Here is a 19872-nt window from a genome sequence, read left to right as displayed (position 1 = left end):
AGTTACCTCCTTTTGTAGCGGTTTGAAACTCGCTTCTCAGCCCAGAGCGCAAAGAGCAGCTGCTTGCTGGAGACAAGATTTTCTCTGAGGATAAGTCTAGAGGATGAGTTCAAAACTGCTAAATTGTGTTATAATGTATTTATGAATATTATAACCTCAAAAGCCAATAATGTGGTGAAAAAAGCTAAAAAGCTACATCAAAAAAAATATCGTAGCGAGTCTTATTTGATTGAGGGCTGGCATCTTTTTGAGGAGGCTCTGGCCAGTCAGGCGAGGATTCTTCGAATTTTTGCTTTAGCGGAGTACGAAGAGCGTTTGTCAGCATTTTCCCAGACGATTTTTGTCAGTCCAGAGATTCTCAGTGATTTGGCAGACAGCAAGACTCCTCAGGGAATCGTCGCAGAATTGGCCTTTGATGAGCAGAATATTCCTGAAAAGCTTGAGGGAGCCTATCTCTTTTTAGAAGATGTGCAGGATCCGGGTAATGTCGGAACCATCATCCGAACAGCGGATGCGGCGGGTTATCAAGGAGTTTTCATTTCTATCCACTCCGCTGACATTTACAATCTTAAAACCTTGCGTTCTATGCAGGGCAGCCATTTTCATCTGCCCATTTATCGCGTGAGCAGAGAGGATATGCTGGCCCTAGCTCGTCAAAGTGACCTGCAAATTCTGGCTTCGACTTTATCAGAAGATTCTGTGGATTATCAAGAGGTCGAAAAAAATGAGAATTTCCTCCTAGTCATGGGTAATGAAGGTCAAGGTATCAGCCAAGAAATGACGGATGCGGCTGATGTTTTGGTTCATATTTCCATGAAGGGGCAGGCTGAAAGTCTTAACGTTGCTGTGGCAGCCGGCATTCTGATGTTTGCTTTAAGCTAGCTTTTAGAAATCTCTCTATAATAAAACTAAATGGAGGTGATGACATGCCTTACAGAGAAGATGATGAATTTATGGCCTATGTGGGGCATTTGATCGAGAAGCCCAGCGTCCAACGCTTAAAAGGAATTACGCATCATATTCATTCCAATCGGCTTGAACATTCGATCAATGTCAGTTATACTAGTTATAAGATTGCTAAAAAATTTGGCTGGAATGCCCGCAGTACAGCACGAGGTGCTCTTCTGCATGATCTATTTTATTATGACTGGCGCGAAACCAAGTTTAAAAAGAGTCATGCCTGGGTTCATCCCCGCCTAGCAGTCCGAAATGCCCGCAAGATTACCAAGCTCAATCGAGTTGAAGAAGATATTATCATCAAGCACATGTGGGGGGCTACCTTAGCACCACCGCGCTACAAGGAGTCCTTCGTTGTGACCATGGTGGACAAATATTGGGCGATCAAAGAGGCGACGGCACCTTGGCGACAAAAGCTGAGTGGGCGTAAAAAATATCATCGAAAGATGATGAAAAATTAAAATGTAAAAAGGAGACATTATGAACAATACAATTATTCAAGAAAACAGTGGACTTTCTAGTTTTTATTCTAAGGTCTACGGATTTGTTGGGATGGGAATTGCCATCTCTGCCTTGGTTTCAGGCTTAATGCTGACGACCTTCCAAACAGCTCTAGTTGAGATTTTGCTCCATTATAGCTGGATTTACTATGGAGCTATCTTTATTGAGCTGGCCTTGGTTTGGTCAGCTTCCAGCAGAGGCCTCCGCAATAGTCCAGCTGCTCTTCCGCTTTTTTTGAGCTACTCAGCCCTAAACGGATTTACCATGAGTTTCATTGTGGCCATGTACACAGGAGGCGTGGTCTTCAAAGCATTTGCAGTTAGTGCGGCTGTTTTCCTTGTTATGGCAGCCATGGGCGCCATCATTAAAAAAGATTTATCTGGCATGGGCCGAGCTATGATTGCAGGCCTGATTGGGATTGTAATCGCAAGTTTTGTCAATATTTTCCTCGGTAGCGATATGATAGACTATATTGTCAGCTACGTCAGTGTTGTCATTTTCGCAGGTTTGATTGCTTGGGATAATCAAAAAATTCGCTATGTCTATGAGCAGACAGGGGGACAAGCTGGACTTGGTTGGGCCCTTTCTCTGGCTTTGAGCCTTTATCTCGACTTTATCAATCTCTTCCTCAGCATCCTTCGTATTTTTGGAAGAAATGACTAATAAAAGATGGATAGCTTCCTCAATGAATGGGGGCTATCTTTTTTTGTTTGAGGGGGAATTTTGGAAGTTGGATAGGAGTAGCAGTAAAAGTTTTGCAAACTGTTAATTTTTTGATATACTAACTAAAAATATATTTGGGCAATGCATTCGTCTATTGCTCTGGAAAAAGAAAGGAAGTTTCTATGGATATGTTATTTATCCCAGGCTGGTTGATTTTTGCAATCGTTGCAGCCATCGTGCTTATTATTCTTTTGGCTAAGGGGTATGTCAATGCTAAGCCAAATGAAGTAGTCGTTATTACTGGTCTGCGTAAGCAGCGCCATTTGAGAGGTAAGGCTGGCTTCATGATTCCTTTTGTAGAGCAGCGCTCTTATCTGGATATTGAGCAGTTTTCTACAGACGTCCGTACTTCTGAGTCTGTGCCGACACTTGATTTTATCAACGTTCGTGCGGATGCGGCTGTTAAGTTGAAGATTGGTACTACGGACGAAATGATTGATCGTGCGGCAGAAAACTTCCTTAATTGGAATACCACTGATATTTCCAACTCTGTCCAAGATGTCCTCGAAGGGAACCTTCGTGAAGTAATCGGCCAGATGGAATTGCGCAAGATGGTCAATGACCGTCAGGAATTTGCCTCTAAAGTGCAAGATAACGTAGCACCAGATTTGGCTAAGATGGGTCTGGAAGTCATTGCCTTTACCGTTCAATCCTTCTCTGATGAAGGTGGTGTGATTGATAATCTCGGTATCGAAAATGTCGAAACGATCAAGAAAGACGCTTTGATTGCCAAGGCGAAGGCTGAACGTGAGCGTAAGGAAGTTGAGGCTGAGCAGGACAAGTTGGCTAACGACAAGCGCGTGGCCGCTGACTTGGAAATTGCTCAAAAGCAAAATGAACTCAAACTGAAACAAGCTGCCCTCAAGCAGGAAGCAGATATTGCGCAAGCTAAAGCGGACGCGGCTAAAGGGATTGAGGCAGAAATCCAGCGTCGTGAACAAGAACGTGTGGCGGCAGAAGCAAACATCATGAAGCAGGAAAAAGAAGCGGAAGTCAAAGAACGGGAAGTTAAGGTTCGTGAGCAGGAATTGGATGCCAATATCCGCAAGCAAGCCGAAGCTGAAAAATATGCCCGTCAACAGGCCGCAGAAGCGCAATTGATTGAACGTCAGCGTCAGGCCGAAGCGGAACTCTTTGAAACACAAAAAGAAGCGGAAGCCCGCAAGGCTCAAGCCGAGGCTGAGAAATTTGCGCAACTGCAAGAAGCAGAAGCTATTGAAGCCAAAGGACGTGCAGAAGCGGAAGCCATTCGTCTTAAACTAGAAGCGGAAGCCCAAGGTTTGGACAAGAAAGCAGAAGCCATGAAGAAGATGCAGGAAGCTGCGATTACGGAGATGATTGTCGATAAATTGCCAGAAATCGCTCGTGCGGTGGCAGAGCCATTGACCAAGGTAGATAAGATTACCATGTATGGTGAAGGCAACGCTTCTAAAATGGTCGGCGACATCATGCAGAGCATTGATCAAGTTTCTCAAGGGGCAGGCTTTGACATTCGTCAACTGTTAGCTGGAGCACTTGGCGTCAATATGACTGTCAACAAGCTTAAACAAGATGAACAAGCTGTCATCGAAGTTGATGAGAAATAAATCTAAATGTGTCTAAGATATCCAAACAGCTGGGAGTTACAACTTCTGGCTGTTTGTTTATCATCCATCAGAAAAGCATTTCTATCAGCTAAATACTTTTCATTACCATGTAAAAATGTTAAAATATAACAGATTAAACAACTAAGATTATAGGAGTAGAAAATGACAAAAGCAAACTTTGGTGTCGTAGGTATGGCCGTAATGGGTCGTAACCTTGCCCTAAATATCGAATCTCGTGGTTATACAGTTGCCATTTACAACCGTAGTAAAGAAAAAACAGAAGACGTAATCGCTTGCCATCCTGAAAAGAAATTTGTTCCAAGCTACGATGTAGAGTCTTTCGTTCAATCTATCGAAAAACCTCGTCGCATCATGCTCATGGTTCAAGCTGGACCTGGTACAGACGCAACCATCCAAGCCCTTCTTCCACACCTTGACAAGGGTGATATCTTGATTGACGGAGGAAACACTTTCTACAAAGATACCATCCGTCGTAATGAAGAATTGGCAAACTCAGGTATCAACTTTATCGGTACTGGAGTTTCTGGTGGTGAAAAAGGTGCCCTTGAAGGTCCTTCTATCATGCCTGGCGGACAAAAAGAAGCCTACGAATTGGTTGCTGATGTTCTTGAGGAAATCTCAGCTAAAGCACCAGAAGATGGCAAACCATGTGTGACTTACATCGGTCCTGATGGAGCTGGTCACTATGTGAAAATGGTCCACAACGGTATCGAGTACGGTGATATGCAATTGATCGCAGAAAGCTATGACCTCATGCAACACTTGCTTGGCCTTTCTGCAGAAGACATGGCCGAAATCTTTACTGAGTGGAACAAGGGTGAATTGGACAGCTACTTGATCGAAATCACAGCTGATATCTTGAGCCGCAAAGACGATGAAGGCCAAGATGGACCAATCGTAGACTACATCCTTGATGCTGCAGGTAACAAGGGAACTGGTAAATGGACCAGCCAATCAGCGCTTGACCTTGGTGTGCCATTGTCACTAATCACTGAGTCCGTATTTGCCCGTTACATCTCTACTTACAAAGAAGAGCGTGTGCATGCTAGCAAGGTGCTTCCAAAACCAGCTGCCTTCAAATTTGAAGGAGACAAGGCTGAGTTGATCGAAAAGATCCGTCAAGCCCTTTACTTCTCAAAGATCATTTCATACGCACAAGGTTTTGCTCAATTGCGTGTGGCTTCTAAAGAAAATAACTGGAACTTGCCATTTGCGGACATCGCATCTATCTGGCGTGATGGTTGTATCATCCGTTCTCGTTTCTTGCAAAAGATCACAGATGCTTACAACCGTGATGCAGACCTTGCCAACCTTCTCTTGGATGAGTACTTCTTGGATGTTACTGCTAAGTACCAACAAGCAGTGCGTGATATCGTAGCTCTTGCTGTTCAAGCTGGTGTACCAGTACCAACCTTCTCAGCTGCCATTACTTACTTTGATAGCTACCGTTCAGCTGACCTTCCAGCGAACTTGATCCAAGCGCAACGTGACTACTTTGGTGCCCACACTTACCAACGTAAAGACAAAGAAGGAACCTTCCACTACTCTTGGTATGACGAAAAATAGGATAGGCCTATGGCAAAGCGAATTTTATTAGTAGAAAATGAAAAGAATCTTGCACGATTTGTGACTTTGGAACTGCAAAAGGAAGCATTTCTTTTGGATGTAGTTGAGACAGGAAGTCAAGGTTTGGCACTAGCTAGAGAAAATGACTATGATCTATTTTTGCTTAATTATGACCTGCAGGATATGACCGCTAGTGAGTTTGCTAGGCAACTGAGTTTGTTCAAGCCGGCCTCAGTCATTATCGTCTTAGCCAGCCGTGAAGAGATCAAAGAACATGCAGATGAGATTCAGCGCTTTGCTGTTTCCTATACCGTCAAACCTTTTATTATTAGTGATTTGGTTGAGAAGGTCTCCGATATTTTTCGAGGTCGGGACTTTATCGACCAGCATTGTAGCAAGCTAAAAACACCGACTGCTTACCGCAATCTACGAGTTGATTTGAAAAATCATATCGTCTATCGTGGAGAGGAAGTGATTGCCTTGACACGACGGGAATATGATCTACTAGTGACGTTGATGAGCAACCAAAAGGTCATGAGCCGCGAGCAGCTTCTAGAACGTGTCTGGAAGTATGAAGGTGCCACTGAAACTAATGTAGTAGATGTCTATATTCGCTATCTACGTAGTAAGATTGATATTGCTGGTCAGACTAGCTATATCAAAACTGTCCGTGGCATTGGCTATGCTATGCAGGAATAAAAAGAACAAACCCGCCCTCTGTTTCCAGAAGGACGGGTTAATTTTTTTATTTTTAGCGCAAATAATAAAATCCTAGAAGATAAAAATCCCTCTGCTTAGAGGACATGGCGCTCGAAAGCATTGTCAGAGATCCCTTGGCTGAGAATGAGTTTCGCCCATTCTTTGGCAGAAAAGAGGCTATGATCCTTGTAATTGCCACAGGATTCGATAGTAGTACCAGGGACATCCTCCCAAGTAGTTGTCTCAGCGATTTCTTCTAAGCAAGATTTGATGACTTGAGCAATTTCAGTCGCTGAGTGCTGTCCCCACATAATCATATGGAAACCTGTGCGGCAACCGAAAGGTGAGCAGTCAATCATACCATCAATCCGCTTGCGAATGAGCATAGCTAGTAAATGCTCGATGGTATGCAGGCCAGCCGTCGGAATAGAGTCTTCATTTGGCTGCACCAAGCGAATATCAAAGTTAGAGATAATATCTCCTTTGGGACCAGTTTCCTCGCCAATGAGGCGGACATAGGGTGCTTTTACGATTGTATGGTCAAGCTCAAAACTTTCAACGATAACTTCTTTAGACATGATTTCTCCTTTAAAATTTTAAAATTGGAACCTGAAAATGAGATCAGGTTTCAAAAGCGACATTCAAACACTTCCTTTTGATTATAGCATAAAAAAATAAGAGTTAGGAAATAAAAAAATTTTATATATTAAATTCTTTGATTTAGCGCCTTTTCGCCCAATAATAGGCAAAAAACGGCCTTCTTTTTCAAAAAATTGATTTGTGAATTTCTGCTATTTATGATAGAATAAAAAGGAATTTTGAATTCAATAATTAAATAGATTTGGAGTAAAAACATGGGCTTATATACGATAGCTGCATTTGTTTTTGCTGCCATCATTGGTTTAGTGATTGGGTATGTAGGAATCGCGGTTAAGATGAAAGCATCTAAAGAAGCCGCGGAACTTACTCTTTTAAATGCTGAACAAGAAGCAACCAATTTACGCGGTCAGGCAGAACGCGAAGCTGATTTGATTGTCAAAGAAGCGATGCGCGAAACCAGTTCGCTTAAAAAAGAAGCACTTTTGGAGGCAAAAGAAGAAGCCAGAAAATATCGTGAAGAGGTTGATGCAGAATTTAAGTCTGAGCGTCAGGAGTTAAAACAAATTGAAAGCCGCTTGACAGAGCGTGCAAGTAGTCTTGACCGCAAAGATGATAATTTAACCAACAAGGAAAAGACTTTGGAGCACAAAGAACAAAGTCTGACTGATAAAGCTAAACACATTGATGCGCGTGAAGCACAAGTAGCTGAGCTAGAGAAGCAAAAAGAAGCTGAGCTTGAGCGGGTAGCGTCCTTGACTCAGACGGAAGCGCGTGAGATTATCTTGACCAAGACCGAGGACAAGTTGTCCAAGGAGATTGCGACTCGTATTCGGGAAGCAGAGCAGGATATCAAAGAGCGTTCGGACAAGGTGGCCAAGGATATCTTGGTTCAAGCTATGCAGCGGATTGCTGGTGACTATGTGGCTGAACAGACAAATTCAACGGTTCATCTTCCTGATGACAGTATGAAGGGACGGATTATCGGACGTGAAGGCCGCAATATTCGAACCTTTGAAAGCTTGACAGGGATTGATGTTATCATTGATGATACGCCTGAAGTGGTTACTCTTTCAGGTTTCGATCCAGTTCGCCGTGAGATTGCTCGGATGACCATGGAAGCTCTTCTCAAGGATGGTCGGATCCATCCGGCTCGTATCGAGGAATTGGTCGAAAAGAATCGCTTAGAGATTGATAACCGTATTCGAGAGTATGGTGAAGCCGCAGCCTATGAAATCGGAGCACCTAATCTGCATCCTGATTTGATGAAGATCATGGGTCGCTTGCAGTTCCGTACTTCTTACGGGCAAAATGTTCTCCGTCACTCGATTGAGGTTGCCAAACTGGCTGGAGTTATCGCTGGAGAGTTGGGTGAAAATGTTAACTTGGCTCGTCGTGCTGGTTTCCTCCATGATATTGGTAAGGCCATCGATCGAGAAGTAGAAGGTAGCCACGTGGAAATCGGAACTGAGTTAGCTCGCAAGTATAAGGAACATCCAGTTGTTATCAATACAATTGCTAGCCACCACGGAGATGTGGAACCTGAGAGCGTTATTGCAGTCATCGTTGCAGCAGCGGATGCCTTGAGCGCAGCTCGTCCAGGAGCTCGCAGTGAGTCGCTGGAAAGCTACATCAAGCGATTGCAAGATTTGGAAGAAATTGCGAACAGTTTTGAAGGAGTTAAGACAAGCTTTGCACTTCAAGCAGGTCGTGAAATCCGAATCATGGTCAGTCCAGAGAAAATCAAGGATGATAAGATTACAATCTTGGCGCATGATGTGCGTGAAAAGATTGAAAACAACTTGGAATATCCAGGAAATATCAAGGTCACAGTCATTCGCGAAATGCGAGCAGTTGATTATGCAAAATAAAGTACTAGGACGTTGTCCTAGTCTTTTTTGAAAAGCTGAGGAAACGAATAAAGAAAGGAGACGTAATGGTAGAAATTATCGACAATGATTTATATGCTCAAAATGCGAGAAATTGCCAATTAAGCGGAGATCAAAAAAAGCAAGAAGCAGATAATGTAGGCGCAAAAATAGAGCGATTAGAGGCTGCAAAGAAAATTTTAGACGAACAGCTCGTTCTACTAAATAAGAGTATCGATGATGCAGAAAAAGTTTTTAATAGTCCTGCAGGTGATATCTCTGTTGATAGTTCTTGGAAAGGAGATTTGAAAAAGCAATGTAAATTTCATTTTGAGCGTGGCGTTACAAATCTAACCGACATGGAAAATAATTATCAGGATACCTTGAAAAATATCAATGGTGAATTAGTGAAATTGAAAGCCTCTCAGTTAGATTTATTGGGAGCGGCGCAGAGTTTTTGGGATCAAGCTCAGTCTTGGTGGAATTCCATTCAATAGAAGGAGGAAATATGTCTCAAGATAAAGTAGGTGTACAACCCGAAGAATGGTCTAGTGTTGTCAGTAATGCTAAGAAAAGTGTTCATGAGCTAGTAGCTTTGTCAAAAAAAGAAGTTAGCTCGACAACTCTTTCTCGTTTTAAAAAATTTAATACAATTCAAGATACTTGGAACTCAGCCTTGACTGCTTATAAAACGTATGGAGAAGCAAGGGCAGATATGATGGCTAAGATGGGTGACAAAATCATTGAGGATGATGCTGTCTATGCTAGTCAAATTGATAAGAATAAGAATTATGTGAGGTTTAATTAATGGCAGATACTCAAGAGTTGGAGGACTTTCGCACAGTCTTGTCTACGTGGCCGGATACTGATTTCGAAATAACAGATACTATTATCAAATTCGGAGATTTTCTGGGAGCACGGCCCCCTTTGATGAGAGAATTATACAAGTTAATCAAGCTGAAAGGATCTCAGTACGAATACAATTCTTTGCTTGGAACGACTATTCTTTTTACCCGTACTCAGAACGGTCAGATTACCTTCTCTTTTAACGGAGAAGAGCAGGTGTGGTCGGAAGATTCATTTTTTCTATTTTTGGCTATTCTAGATGTCTATTTTGGAAAAATTTATCCGATTGGTTCAGTTGTTGAGCTTGATTTGGATTTGCTGAACAGTGAGCTTAAGGAAATGTTTTCTGAGGAGCCAGGAGCGTTGGTCATGCTGACTGGACGCAAGGCACCGTTAGCAGAAGGTTTTGACCCTTATGTGATCGATTATTTTGGCCGAGTATGGCCATTTGGTGAAGTTGCTGCTTTTCCGCCTGTATTTGTTAGCAACATGATGATTAAGAATGTTGTTCATTTTGGCTATGAAAATGAATGGGAGGAAAGAATTTCAGAAGAAGTCATTCGCCAGACTTATATCAAAAGCCACCAGTTGTCAACAGCCTTTATGACTAGGGTAGATCAGTTGGCTTATTTAGCCTTTTTGAATGAGAAGTTAGTAGAGAAGGAGGGATTAGATGAGTGATGAATTTCATGTTGATATAGCAGAGCTATACGATGTTTTTAAGGAAATCCAATCGCAATCTAAAAAATTAATTAGCAGTTTGGAAGCTGCTAAAAGCTCTTATAATTCTGTGATCACTTCTAATTCCATGTATGGTAATGTGGGGCAAGCGATCGCCGGCGAGATTAATAGTTCGCATAATATGTTGCTAATGCAGCTAAAGGATCTTCTATACAGTCTGCAAAGTGACTTTGCTAAGGAAGTGGAGAGTTTTCAATCAGCGACTGGTGAGAAGTCGAGTACTGCTGTACTGAATCAAGGTATTTTGAAGACTACAGGAGACTATTTTGATACGCTAAAAGGTGAGATTGACCAAATTCGGAAAACAATCAACAGCGCGACAGATAGTGTCAGTGATTTGATTTCTGTAACCAGTGATGCTCGGAACTATGAGTATTTTGGAGGTAATCTCTCGAATGCTAAGGAAGTGATAACGACTACGATAGAAAAAGTCTCGACTTGGGATGGCCAAGGCACCGCATTGGCAACGGAGACTAGTCTCCAATATCTGCAAGAATTGCTGGGTCAACTGCAGCAGACAAATGAGCTAGACTATAGCGATCCTATTATCAGCCAAGTAGTGAACAATCTTTCCCCCATGGCAGATAAGGTCAAGGAGATAGATGATCAGATAGATGAGAGTGTCCAGAAAGCCGAGCTAGAGGCACAAAAAGCCAAGGAATTGGAAGACAAGGAAAAGGAGAGGATAGAAAAGGATTGGCGCCTTCACCATCCAATTCAGGCCACGTTGCGAGATTGGCGTAAGGGCCTTTCTGATAGTTTAGACGGAATGACTAAATGGATGAAGGATGATCCGAACTGGGCCTACATCAAAGGTTTTGGGGATGCAGCCTTTGGCATTTTAGGTGATGCAACGTTTGGAGCTGTAGAATTTGGTGTTGATCTTGCCCAATACACCCACGAAGGTCTGACGTTTGGTTATAATTCTCTCATGGGGAAAGAAACTCCGCAGTGGATGAAGGATGATCTAGAAGGTGGGAAGAATGCTCTTGGTGAAGTCTTACTAAATACGCTTGGGACTGCTTATGGATTAGTCACAATGATTCCAGAAGTGAATGATTTGATTAATGCCTTAGACGACAGTACTCGCGATGGCAGTCTCATGGGGTCGATTCTACATGATGCCCGTCATGCCAAAGATTTGAAACAGCAACCGATTCGTGATAAAATTAAATTGGTTGGACAGTTTTCGGGTTACGAAAGTGGACAGGCTGCGGGAGAAATCATCAGTGAAATCGTTTCATTTATTGGTCCTGCTAAGTTAGCCAAGATAGCCGGCAAGAGCAAGTTGGTAAGCCGATTGTCACAGGTGCCCAAGATTGAAAAGGGCTTATCTTATATAAAACAAGCTCGTACGATGTTGTCTGACAACTATCTGAGCACACTAGCACGGGAGAGCTATGGTGCGACCAAGGACTTCTTTAGAAGCCGTTTGGGGAATCTTTGGGATGACTTGAGTTACAAGAAGTTCTCCTTTGCGGGGTTGGATGATTTCCGCTATGGAGATGACATTGGCAAGCATACCGCTCGACTTTACCAGAGTACGGGTGAGAGTGCGGAGTATCAGCGTATACGCCAGAAACTCTATGGCGAGGCAAGCGAGCAGAGCGGTCGGAAGGTCGGCCGAGAGTTCAGCAAGGAAGCTAGTGAGCAGTTGGCTAAGCATGGCGATGATGTAGCTAAAGGTGCGAAAGAAGCTGCAGAGCAAGTAGGCAAGAAAGCTCGTCAAGAGTTCAGCAAAGAAGCCAGTGAGCAGTTAGCTAAGCATGGCGATGAAGTGGCTAAAGGTGCGAAAGAAGCTGCAGAACAAGCTGGTAAGAAAGTTGGCAAGGAATTCAGCAAGGAAGCTAGTGAGCAACTGGCTAAGCATAGCGATGATGTCGCTCGAGGCGTGAAGGAAACGGCAGAACAAGCTGGTAAGAAAGTTAGTCAAGAGTTCAGCAAGGAAGCCAGTGAACAATTATCTAAGCATGGCGATGATGTAGCTAAAGGTCTGGAAAAAATCGCTGAGAACACTAGTAAAACTGTTAAAGAGGTTGAATATGGCGAGCACTTTACTAAAGGAGTCAATGGCCGTAAGGAACTCTTGCCAAACGTTCAGTATGTGACAGAGAGTGGTTACCGCTATACGACAGACGAGTTTGGCCGTATTTCTCGTGTTGAAGTGGACGAATTGATTCTCAAGAAAGGGAAACGAAATGCCCATAGTCAACGTGTGGCTGGTCGTGAGTATCGGATTACGGAAGCCGAGCTTTGGGAAGGTCTGGATGATGGTGGACACTTGATTGGAACTCAGTTCAACGGACCTGGAGACTTGGACAATGTCATTGCAATGAACCGTGAAATCAATCGTTCTGGTGGAGCCTGGTACAATATGGAACAAGAATGGGCGAGTGCACTTAAGGAAGTGCCACCTAGAAAAGTAACGGTAGACATCCAGCCAGTCTACTCAGGTAAGTCACTGAGGCCAGATTCATTTAAGGTGAAATATCAAATGGGAGACGATATCCCAGTTACTAAGGTAATTAAGAACCAAATCGGAGGATAAAATGGAAAAACAAATTAATGAGAAAATGACAGAGATTATTTATAAAGTGAATGATATGATTCCGGTTGAATGGGAAGATCTTTATATCAACTTTGAAGTGGATAAAACGCTTAGTGGAGGCGTCATATTTTTCTTTAAATATAAAGGAGAATATCATTATTACATGGATATTCCATCTTTATTTAACATTTCTGAAGACGAATTTGATAATGACTTTATGGATTTGTTTGATTTAGGTGGTGAGATGAAGAAGATATTCATCGAGCACGGTCTGGCAGAGTGGTCTGCCTTTACAATCAAGGTGGATGAAAATAATAAAGTCTCTTTGGATTTTGACTATGCCCCATGGAATGAAAGTGACTTTGGGCCAACGGCGAGAATAAATTTTTTTAGATATCAATATCTTGGCTTTAAACCTCGAAACGAAAAAGAACTGGAACAGTTCAAGGCTATGGAAGCCTTTCAGCAGGAACATAATGGAAAATAGTTTTCTTGGATAAAAGACCACCTTAAGGTGGTCTTTTATGGTTTGATAAACGGCAGTCTCATGGGGTCAATTCTACATGATGTCCGTCATGCCAAAGATTTGAAACAGCAACCGATTCGTGATAAAATCAAACTAGCTGGACAGTTTTCGGGTTACGAAAGTGGACAGGCTGCGGGAGAAATCATCAGTGAAATCGTTTCATTTATTGGTCCTGCTAAGTTAGCCAAGATAGCCGGCAAGAGCAAGCTGATTAGCCGATTGTCACAGGTGCCCAAGATTGAAAAGGGTCTATCTTATATAAAACAAGCTCGTACGATGTTGTCTGACAACTATCTGAGCAGACTAGCACGGGAGAGCTATGGCGCGACCAAGGACTTCTTTAAAAGTCGTTTGGGGAATCTTTGGGATGACTTTAGTTACAAGAAGTTCTCCTTCGCGGGATTGGATGATTTTCGTTATGGAGAGGACATTGGCAAACATACAGCTCGACTTTACCAGAGTACGGGTGAGAGTGCGGAGTATCAGCGTATACGCCAGAAACTCTATGGCGAGGCAAGCGAGCAGAGCGGTCGGAAGGTCAGCCGAGAGTTCAGCAAGGAAGCTAGTGAGCAGTTTTCTAAGAATGTGGCTGAAGAATTTGTGGACGGTAAATTTACTGATCCAGAAGTTCAGGCTCGATATGAAAAATATCTTAAGAAAAAAGCAAAACAAGGAAAGACACCTCGTGAACCCCTGGATTGGAAAGAGGCTTCAGATCGAATGGCTAAAATACGCAACCAAGGTCGTCAGTACGAGCTAGAAAAACTTGAAGAATTTAAGAAAATTGCTAGGGATGTTGAAGAGCAGATTACTATTGACGTAGTAAACAGTAAAGGAGAAATTGTTCGTACAAGGGTAGATGCTATAGGATATGATAAAAAAACTGGGGAATTATTAATTCAAGAGTATAAATCCTCTGCTACTGCTCCGCTTACAGAAAATCAGTTAGAGGCATTTGAGTTAATCAGGAAAGGGTCTAATGGTACTGTTGTTGGTAAAGGTAAGGGAATATTTAAAGGTGGGTTTGAAATTCCGCCAGGAACAAATATAAAAGTAATTAGGCCTAAATAAGGAGAAGTAAATGGCAAAACGAATTCTAGTTAGTAAAGAATTAAAAAAAGAATTGAAAAAAGTTCAGAGCAATGCAGCAAAGAAATTACAGTTGAAGTCTCGAGACTGGGCATATTTTAAAAAAGTTGGAAATTATTTTATTATTCATAGGATAGGAATTGGTTTTCAAACTGGTAGTTTTGCGATGGATGTAAATACTCGAATCAAGCCCTATATTATTGATGATATTTTTTGGGAAGTCTTTGATATGGCGAGTAATTCTCAGGAGCCAATGAGTCTTCGAGCAGTTGGAGCTTTTACAGTTGAAGGCTTATCGCTACCAGATAAGGTTGCCAAAGAAGATTGGGAGATGGAGGATCTCGACTTAGAAAAGGTCGAATCTAAGGTTTTCGAGGTGCTCTCAGAGGCCCATGAAGAAGCCTTAAACCTTATCACTAGCTTCTCTGATTTTGAAGATTTTTATGCTTACACAGTTGAGAATGGACCAAGGATTGCCGGCTATGATCTAATAGGGATGCTTTTGATGATCCACCGGGAACAATACCAAGAAGCACTTCAAATGGCAGAAGGCTTAATCGCAAAACGAGATTTCGGAGACTTCCAAAATAAGAGTAAATGGATTAATGAATATATCGTTGATTATTGTAAAGAAAGGCTTGCGAAATGAGTGTATTTGAAACAGACCAAATCGACACAATGGGTGTTGTGAATGGCAACTTGGAGTTATTGATTATTGATACCTGTAACTGGGAATTTGAAGAAGAGCATTTTGAGTTGCTTGAGGATAAGCTCAATAATTACCTTCTTTATCTGGATAGCAAGCAATATGTACCGAAATACGGAGATGACTTTGATAAGATCATTATCTCCATTCACTTCATGTACGACTTGATTGAAGATGCAGTCAAGTTCTTAAATGTCGTTTCGCAACAACTTGCAGAAAGTGGCTATACCCTTCATATCCATCTTCCAGAATAGGACTGTAAATTGATGAAACCACCCTTTAGGGTGGTTTTTCAGACGTAGAAGCCAGTGAGCAACTATCTAAGCATGGCGATGATGTAGCTAAAGGTCTGGAAGAAAACGCTGAGAACACTAGTAAAACTGTTAAAGAGGTTGAATATGGCGAGCACTTCACTAAAGGAGTCAATGGCCGTAAGGAACTCTTGCCAAACGTTCAGTATGTGACAGAGAATGGCTACCGCTATACGACAGACGAGTTTGGCCGTATTTCTCGTGTTGAAGTGGATGAATTGGTTCTCAAGAAAGGGAAACGAAATGCCTATAGTCAACGTGTGGCTGGTCGAGAATACCGGATTACCGAGGCAGAGCTTTGGGAAGGTCTGGATGATGGTGGACACTTGATTGGGACTCGTTTCAATGGTTCTGGAGACTTTGATAATGTTGTGGCTATGAACCGTGAAATCAATCGTTCTGGTGGAGCCTGGTACAATATGGAACAAGAATGGGCGAGTGCACTTAAGGAAGTGCCACCTAGAAAAGTCACGGTGGATATTAAACCGGTCTACTCAGGTAAGTCACTGAGACCAGATAGTTTTGATGTCACGTATAAGATTGAAGGGAAACGCCTTGAAGTAAGAAACATCAAAAATCAAATTGGAGGATAAAATGGAAAAACAAATTAATGAGAAGATTATCGAGATTGTGCATCAAGCCAATGATATGATTCCAGTTGAATGGGATGATTTGTATATTGTAATCGAGATTGACAAGACTTACAGTGGAGGGGCTTATTTCTTTTTCAAATATAAAAATCAATATCATTACCATCTTGAAATGTCAGAAGATTTTGGTCTATCTATGGTAGAAGTTTTAAACGAAAATAAGATTTTATTTAAAAAATCTGAAGAACTGAAAAAGGTGTTTGTTGAAAATGACTTGGCAGATTGGTATATTTGTATCATTCATTTGGATGAAAACAATAAGTTATCAGTAGACTTTGACTACGCGCCGTGGTTAGAAAGTGACTTTGGCCCAAGTGCACGTATGGATTTCTTTGAATATAAATATCTAGGTAAGCAACCGTCTAGTGAAAAAGAACTTGAGAAGTTCAAGGCCATGGAAGCCTTTCAGCAGGAACATAATGGAAAATAGTTTGCTTGGATAAAAGACCACCTTAAGGTGGTCTTTTATGGTTTGATAAACGGCAGTCTCATGGGGTCGATTCTACATGATGCCCGTCATGCCAAAGATTTGAAACAGCAACCGATTCGTGATAAAATCGAACTAGCTGGACAGTTTTCGAGTTATGAAAGTGGACAGGCTGCGGGTGAAATCATCAGTGAGAACGTTTCATTTATTGGTCCTGCTAAGTTAGCCAAGATAGCCGGCAAGAGCAAGCTGATTAGCCGATTGTCACAGGTGCCCAAGATTGAAAAGGGCTTATCTTATATAAAACAAGCTCGTACGATGTTGTCTGACAACTATCTGAGCACACTAGCACGGGAGAGCTATGGTGCGACCAAGGACTTCTTTAGAAGTCGTTTGGGGAATCTTTGGGATGACTTTAGTCTCAAGAAGCTCTCCCCTGTGGGGTTGGATGACTTCCGTTATGGAGAGGACATTGGCAAGCATACAGCTCGACTCTACCAGAGTACGGGTGAGAGTGCGGAGTATCAGAGTATACTTCGGGATCTTTATGGCGATGCAAGCGAGCAGAGCGGCCGGAAGGTCGGCCGAGAGTTCAGCAAAGAAGCCAGTGAACAACTATCTAAGCATAGCGATGATGTAGCAGATGCAGTCAAGGCGGTGGACAAGACGTCAGATGCTGCTCGTGTGGCGGATAAAGTAGATGATGTTAGTCATATTATGAGTATATCAGACATTGATTCATTTAGGGGAGCTGATATAAAAACTGTTGAAAGATATTTGGACGAAACATTGGAAGGCTATACAAAAGCACCTTTAAAACGTGGGGACGGAGTAAGATATTATGATGGAAAAGGAAAGTCTTGGCAATTGAATTATGGTTATGTTGATGCTACGGATGAAATTCATAGTGGTCCATATTTAAAAGCAACAGTAGGTGAGGGTACAGTTAGAATTCCATTGACTGGAGGTAGGTAAAATGACTTTTGAGGATTTAAGAGAACTACTACTATCAATAGCGGAAGAAGATGCTATCATTTCGACTTTATTTTCATTTTTTATTAAAAATAAAGGATATTCAACTCAGATATTAGAAGATATTATTTTTTATGGAGTGAAAATAGGGTGGTTTGAAATTGTTAATGTAGAAAATGATAATATTCCTTATACGGATATTGAGTGGAGAATTGATAATGACTTTCAAGAAGTTGTTTTTTGCGATAATGATTTTGCTGTAAAGACTTTATTTACACAGGAAGGTGGAATTCCAGAATTATTCAGGAAATTTATTTTATGACAGAATGCTCAATCAATTCCTGTCCTCCATTTAAAATCTCTGACAGATTTGTTAGGATTGACTCTTAATCTTAGAATTATTTATAAATAGGATATATGATAGTAAAAGCTATTACATGACTTGATAAGGAAATTGGAGAAGTAGAGGTTGTCGTGGCCTATGAAAAATATGAAATTAAATGTTTTTCTTATCTTTTTAAAAATGAAAAAGTAGGAGTCTAATCATATGGAACTAGGTAAATTTAATTTTGAAAATAGAGGTCAGTCGCTAGCAGAATTGGGTGTTGCAAGTTATGCATATACATATCAAGATATGTTGGCATATATTGACTGGATAGAGACGAAAAAGTTTATGATTCTTGGTGGCGATGTCTATGTAGAAGGAGATGAAGGATTTGAATTGACTTATGATAGCTGGTATTATTCTCCTAAAAATAATGATAGCGACTTACTCCAGTCAATTTCTGTAGCAAAAGATTATATCAACCAGTATATAGATAGTAATGGAAAACATTTTTATTTTACAGTAGTTACTTCAGCATAGATGGAATTGATAGTCAAAAAGAATTGCTCAGTGTAAATAGAAATCATAAATATAAGTAGGATAGGAAATTATTGAGAAAATAGAACTAGAGATGTTGTGGATTAAATGAGGTGAAAAATGATTGATGAATTGAAAAGCAGATTGCTAGAGATTCGGACTTTTCATGAAAATAATATTACTATAAACATCATAGACAAATTTGAGATATAAGTATTAAGGAGAGAAGTCGTGTTACGATTTGATTTAAAAAGCAAACAAAAAGAGATTGCAGCAATAGATTATTGGGAAATGGGAATACTAGATTTAAAGATATCCTATTTTGGAGATGAGGTTTCTTTGTGCATAGAAGATTATCATAACAAAGAAAAATACTGGGAAATTAAGTTTTTAGTATGCGCAAAAGTAGAGTATAGCAATGATGCTTTAGACATTCAGTGGAGAAAAGATCAACCCGTTAAAAACATGACTAGAGGAGAATTACATCATCATGGTCAAGAAATTTCTTTACAAATTTATGAGGAGAATCCTGATTTTGTGAAGTGTATGGTTGATATTGGTTTGTTGCAAATAACAATTGTTTGTCGTGACATTCAGATAGAACATCTTGATTTAAAGAGTGCTCATTTCTTTTGGCAGGATAATGATGTTTTATAGATAAATCATCCAAAGAATCAAAGAACGAGAAACTGGTTTGTATTACATAACTAAGCATTGAGAACAATTTATAAGGTAAAATAAGGTGAATGTATATAAAACAATAACAAAATTAGAGAAAATATATTTAATGTTCAAATTCTCTGGTTATTTTTATTTACATATTGATGGAAAAACAGTACAGAGTGAAAAAGATGCGGTACAGATATTAGCGGAAGGTTTTAATATTGATGACCTTCAAAATGGTAATTGGGATGCACTAGCTGATCGTCTTGAGCGTCCTAATTATATAATCCCAGACAACATTAATATTTTTATAAATAATGCAAAGTATCTTTTTATCAATGATGAAATTTCTAAAAATATTTTTTTAGAGATTTTATCTGACACTGTTTTGTGGTGGGATGAATTTGTTGAGAGATACATAGTTGGTGGTAAGAGAAAAAAATTTAATGTTTATATCATTGAATAATGCCACTTCATCGAGATTTAAACAAATACAAGTATACAGCACTTGAAGAATCTGAGATGAAGCCCTAGCAAGATACGGACTACTAGGCCAATCTTTAAATTATTTATATAGAAATGAGATTATGTTAGGTATTGAACTGAGAATAGTTATAACCGAGTTAGTTGTGATAGATAGATTGTTGAAATTATTGGATACTAGTCATCAAATAGATCATTCACACTTTTTCTATAAGAATGTAGATATGGACTATTCAGAGACTATAAATTGGAAGGAATATTTCTCCACTCCCTCAACTGGTTATCTGCATTTGAAGCGAATATTTTTGGGAGAGTATATTGAAGATGCTATCATTATCATTTCTGGAGACAAAGATATGATTGATTTCATTATTGAGTTTCAAGCTGAGTCTCTGACGAATAAGGAAATAAATAATATTAAGAATTTTATACTAGAGTCTGATATTAATATTTCAGATAAAGACATCGAAGTTATTTATGAGGAATATTGAAGGTGTAGAAAGGACAAGATTAACATCCACCTAAAATTT

The 19872-nt window shown here is 40.6% G+C and carries 24 protein-coding genes; 23 read left to right on the top strand and 1 reads right to left on the bottom strand.

Annotated elements, in window-relative coordinates:
- The first annotated feature begins 141 nt into the window (after positions 1-141).
- The 6 genes from ACWPVL_RS02800 to ACWPVL_RS02775 all read left to right on the top strand — a co-directional run bounded on the left by ACWPVL_RS02800 (position 142) and on the right by ACWPVL_RS02775 (position 6053).
- Positions 142-882: a TrmH family RNA methyltransferase gene (locus ACWPVL_RS02800; RefSeq protein WP_454386702.1), complete on the top strand. Its 741-nt coding sequence runs from the start codon at positions 142-144 to the stop codon at positions 880-882.
- Positions 883-926: 44 nt separating this feature from the next.
- Entirely contained in the window at positions 927-1418 is a 492-nt protein-coding gene (locus tag ACWPVL_RS02795) for an HDIG domain-containing metalloprotein (RefSeq protein ID WP_454386700.1), read from the top strand.
- Between the two features lie 19 nt (positions 1419-1437).
- Positions 1438-2121, top strand: a complete 684-nt coding sequence (locus ACWPVL_RS02790; protein ID WP_454386698.1) for a Bax inhibitor-1/YccA family protein — start codon at positions 1438-1440, stop codon at positions 2119-2121.
- Between the two features lie 182 nt (positions 2122-2303).
- The gene (locus ACWPVL_RS02785; RefSeq protein WP_223367675.1) at positions 2304-3767 is read left to right on the top strand and encodes a flotillin family protein; all 1464 of its coding nucleotides are present in this window, start codon (positions 2304-2306) and stop codon (positions 3765-3767) included.
- A 162-nt stretch (positions 3768-3929) separates the two neighbouring features.
- Positions 3930-5354 carry an NADP-dependent phosphogluconate dehydrogenase gene (gene gndA, locus ACWPVL_RS02780; RefSeq protein WP_048766212.1) on the top strand — a complete coding sequence of 475 codons (1425 nt, stop codon included), beginning with the start codon at positions 3930-3932 and terminating at the stop codon, positions 5352-5354.
- Between the two features lie 9 nt (positions 5355-5363).
- On the top strand, positions 5364-6053 hold the full coding sequence (locus tag ACWPVL_RS02775) for a response regulator transcription factor (protein ID WP_005590898.1): 690 nt from the start codon (positions 5364-5366) through the stop codon (positions 6051-6053).
- 95 nt (positions 6054-6148) lie between these two features.
- Here the strand turns inward: ACWPVL_RS02775 and ACWPVL_RS02770 are convergent, their stop codons facing one another.
- On the bottom strand, positions 6149-6631 hold the full coding sequence (locus tag ACWPVL_RS02770) for an S-ribosylhomocysteine lyase (protein ID WP_005590897.1): 483 nt from the start codon (positions 6629-6631) through the stop codon (positions 6149-6151).
- A gap of 276 nt (positions 6632-6907) precedes the next feature.
- Here ACWPVL_RS02770 and ACWPVL_RS02765 point away from each other — a divergent pair, with 276 nt between their 5' ends.
- The 17 genes from ACWPVL_RS02765 (at position 6908) to ACWPVL_RS02685 (ending at position 19833) form a co-directional block, all read left to right on the top strand.
- On the top strand, positions 6908-8521 hold the full coding sequence (locus ACWPVL_RS02765; RefSeq protein ID WP_061422435.1) for a ribonuclease Y: 1614 nt from the start codon (positions 6908-6910) through the stop codon (positions 8519-8521).
- Positions 8522-8586: 65 nt separating this feature from the next.
- Entirely contained in the window at positions 8587-9015 is a 429-nt protein-coding gene (locus ACWPVL_RS02760; protein ID WP_297663482.1) for a hypothetical protein, read from the top strand.
- An 11-nt stretch (positions 9016-9026) separates the two neighbouring features.
- On the top strand, positions 9027-9326 hold the full coding sequence (locus ACWPVL_RS02755) for a hypothetical protein (RefSeq protein ID WP_454386694.1): 300 nt from the start codon (positions 9027-9029) through the stop codon (positions 9324-9326).
- Positions 9326-10045 carry a DUF4176 domain-containing protein gene (locus ACWPVL_RS02750; protein ID WP_015605576.1) on the top strand — a complete coding sequence of 240 codons (720 nt, stop codon included), beginning with the start codon at positions 9326-9328 and terminating at the stop codon, positions 10043-10045. The genes ACWPVL_RS02755 and ACWPVL_RS02750 overlap by 1 nt, the downstream gene beginning before the upstream one ends.
- Positions 10038-12653 carry a DNA/RNA non-specific endonuclease gene (locus tag ACWPVL_RS02745; RefSeq protein ID WP_454386692.1) on the top strand — a complete coding sequence of 872 codons (2616 nt, stop codon included), beginning with the start codon at positions 10038-10040 and terminating at the stop codon, positions 12651-12653. The genes ACWPVL_RS02750 and ACWPVL_RS02745 overlap by 8 nt, the downstream gene beginning before the upstream one ends.
- A gap of 1 nt (position 12654) precedes the next feature.
- Positions 12655-13140 carry an immunity protein YezG family protein gene (locus tag ACWPVL_RS02740; protein WP_454386690.1) on the top strand — a complete coding sequence of 162 codons (486 nt, stop codon included), beginning with the start codon at positions 12655-12657 and terminating at the stop codon, positions 13138-13140.
- Positions 13141-13200: 60 nt separating this feature from the next.
- Positions 13201-14250 carry a hypothetical protein gene (locus ACWPVL_RS02735; protein WP_454386688.1) on the top strand — a complete coding sequence of 350 codons (1050 nt, stop codon included), beginning with the start codon at positions 13201-13203 and terminating at the stop codon, positions 14248-14250.
- Between the two features lie 10 nt (positions 14251-14260).
- Entirely contained in the window at positions 14261-14917 is a 657-nt protein-coding gene (locus ACWPVL_RS02730) for a hypothetical protein (RefSeq protein WP_454386686.1), read from the top strand.
- Positions 14914-15228, top strand: coding sequence for a DUF6572 domain-containing protein (locus ACWPVL_RS02725; RefSeq protein ID WP_454386684.1), 315 nt, complete (start codon positions 14914-14916; stop codon positions 15226-15228). The genes ACWPVL_RS02730 and ACWPVL_RS02725 overlap by 4 nt, the downstream gene beginning before the upstream one ends.
- A gap of 188 nt (positions 15229-15416) precedes the next feature.
- Complete coding sequence (locus tag ACWPVL_RS02720; RefSeq protein WP_454386682.1) at positions 15417-15878, top strand: DNA/RNA non-specific endonuclease; 462 nt, start codon at positions 15417-15419, stop codon at positions 15876-15878.
- A 1-nt stretch (position 15879) separates the two neighbouring features.
- Entirely contained in the window at positions 15880-16365 is a 486-nt protein-coding gene (locus ACWPVL_RS02715; protein WP_454386680.1) for an immunity protein YezG family protein, read from the top strand.
- Between the two features lie 60 nt (positions 16366-16425).
- Positions 16426-17337, top strand: a complete 912-nt coding sequence (locus ACWPVL_RS02710) for a hypothetical protein (RefSeq protein WP_454386678.1) — start codon at positions 16426-16428, stop codon at positions 17335-17337.
- 1 nt (position 17338) lies between these two features.
- Positions 17339-17656, top strand: coding sequence for a hypothetical protein (locus ACWPVL_RS02705; RefSeq protein WP_061422392.1), 318 nt, complete (start codon positions 17339-17341; stop codon positions 17654-17656).
- A gap of 225 nt (positions 17657-17881) precedes the next feature.
- Positions 17882-18199, top strand: coding sequence for an Imm40 family immunity protein (gene imm40 / locus ACWPVL_RS02700; RefSeq protein WP_454386676.1), 318 nt, complete (start codon positions 17882-17884; stop codon positions 18197-18199).
- A gap of 228 nt (positions 18200-18427) precedes the next feature.
- Complete coding sequence (locus ACWPVL_RS02695) at positions 18428-18853, top strand: hypothetical protein (protein WP_061416846.1); 426 nt, start codon at positions 18428-18430, stop codon at positions 18851-18853.
- Positions 18854-18938: 85 nt separating this feature from the next.
- Positions 18939-19325 carry a barstar family protein gene (locus tag ACWPVL_RS02690; RefSeq protein WP_454386674.1) on the top strand — a complete coding sequence of 129 codons (387 nt, stop codon included), beginning with the start codon at positions 18939-18941 and terminating at the stop codon, positions 19323-19325.
- Positions 19326-19446: 121 nt separating this feature from the next.
- Positions 19447-19833 carry a hypothetical protein gene (locus ACWPVL_RS02685; protein ID WP_454386672.1) on the top strand — a complete coding sequence of 129 codons (387 nt, stop codon included), beginning with the start codon at positions 19447-19449 and terminating at the stop codon, positions 19831-19833.
- The last annotated feature ends 39 nt before the right edge of the window (positions 19834-19872 follow it).

The organism is Streptococcus sp. Marseille-Q8145 (assembly GCF_965112035.1).
Note: the sequence above shows the minus strand (reverse complement) of the source record. Positions and strands in the feature narration are given on the sequence as shown.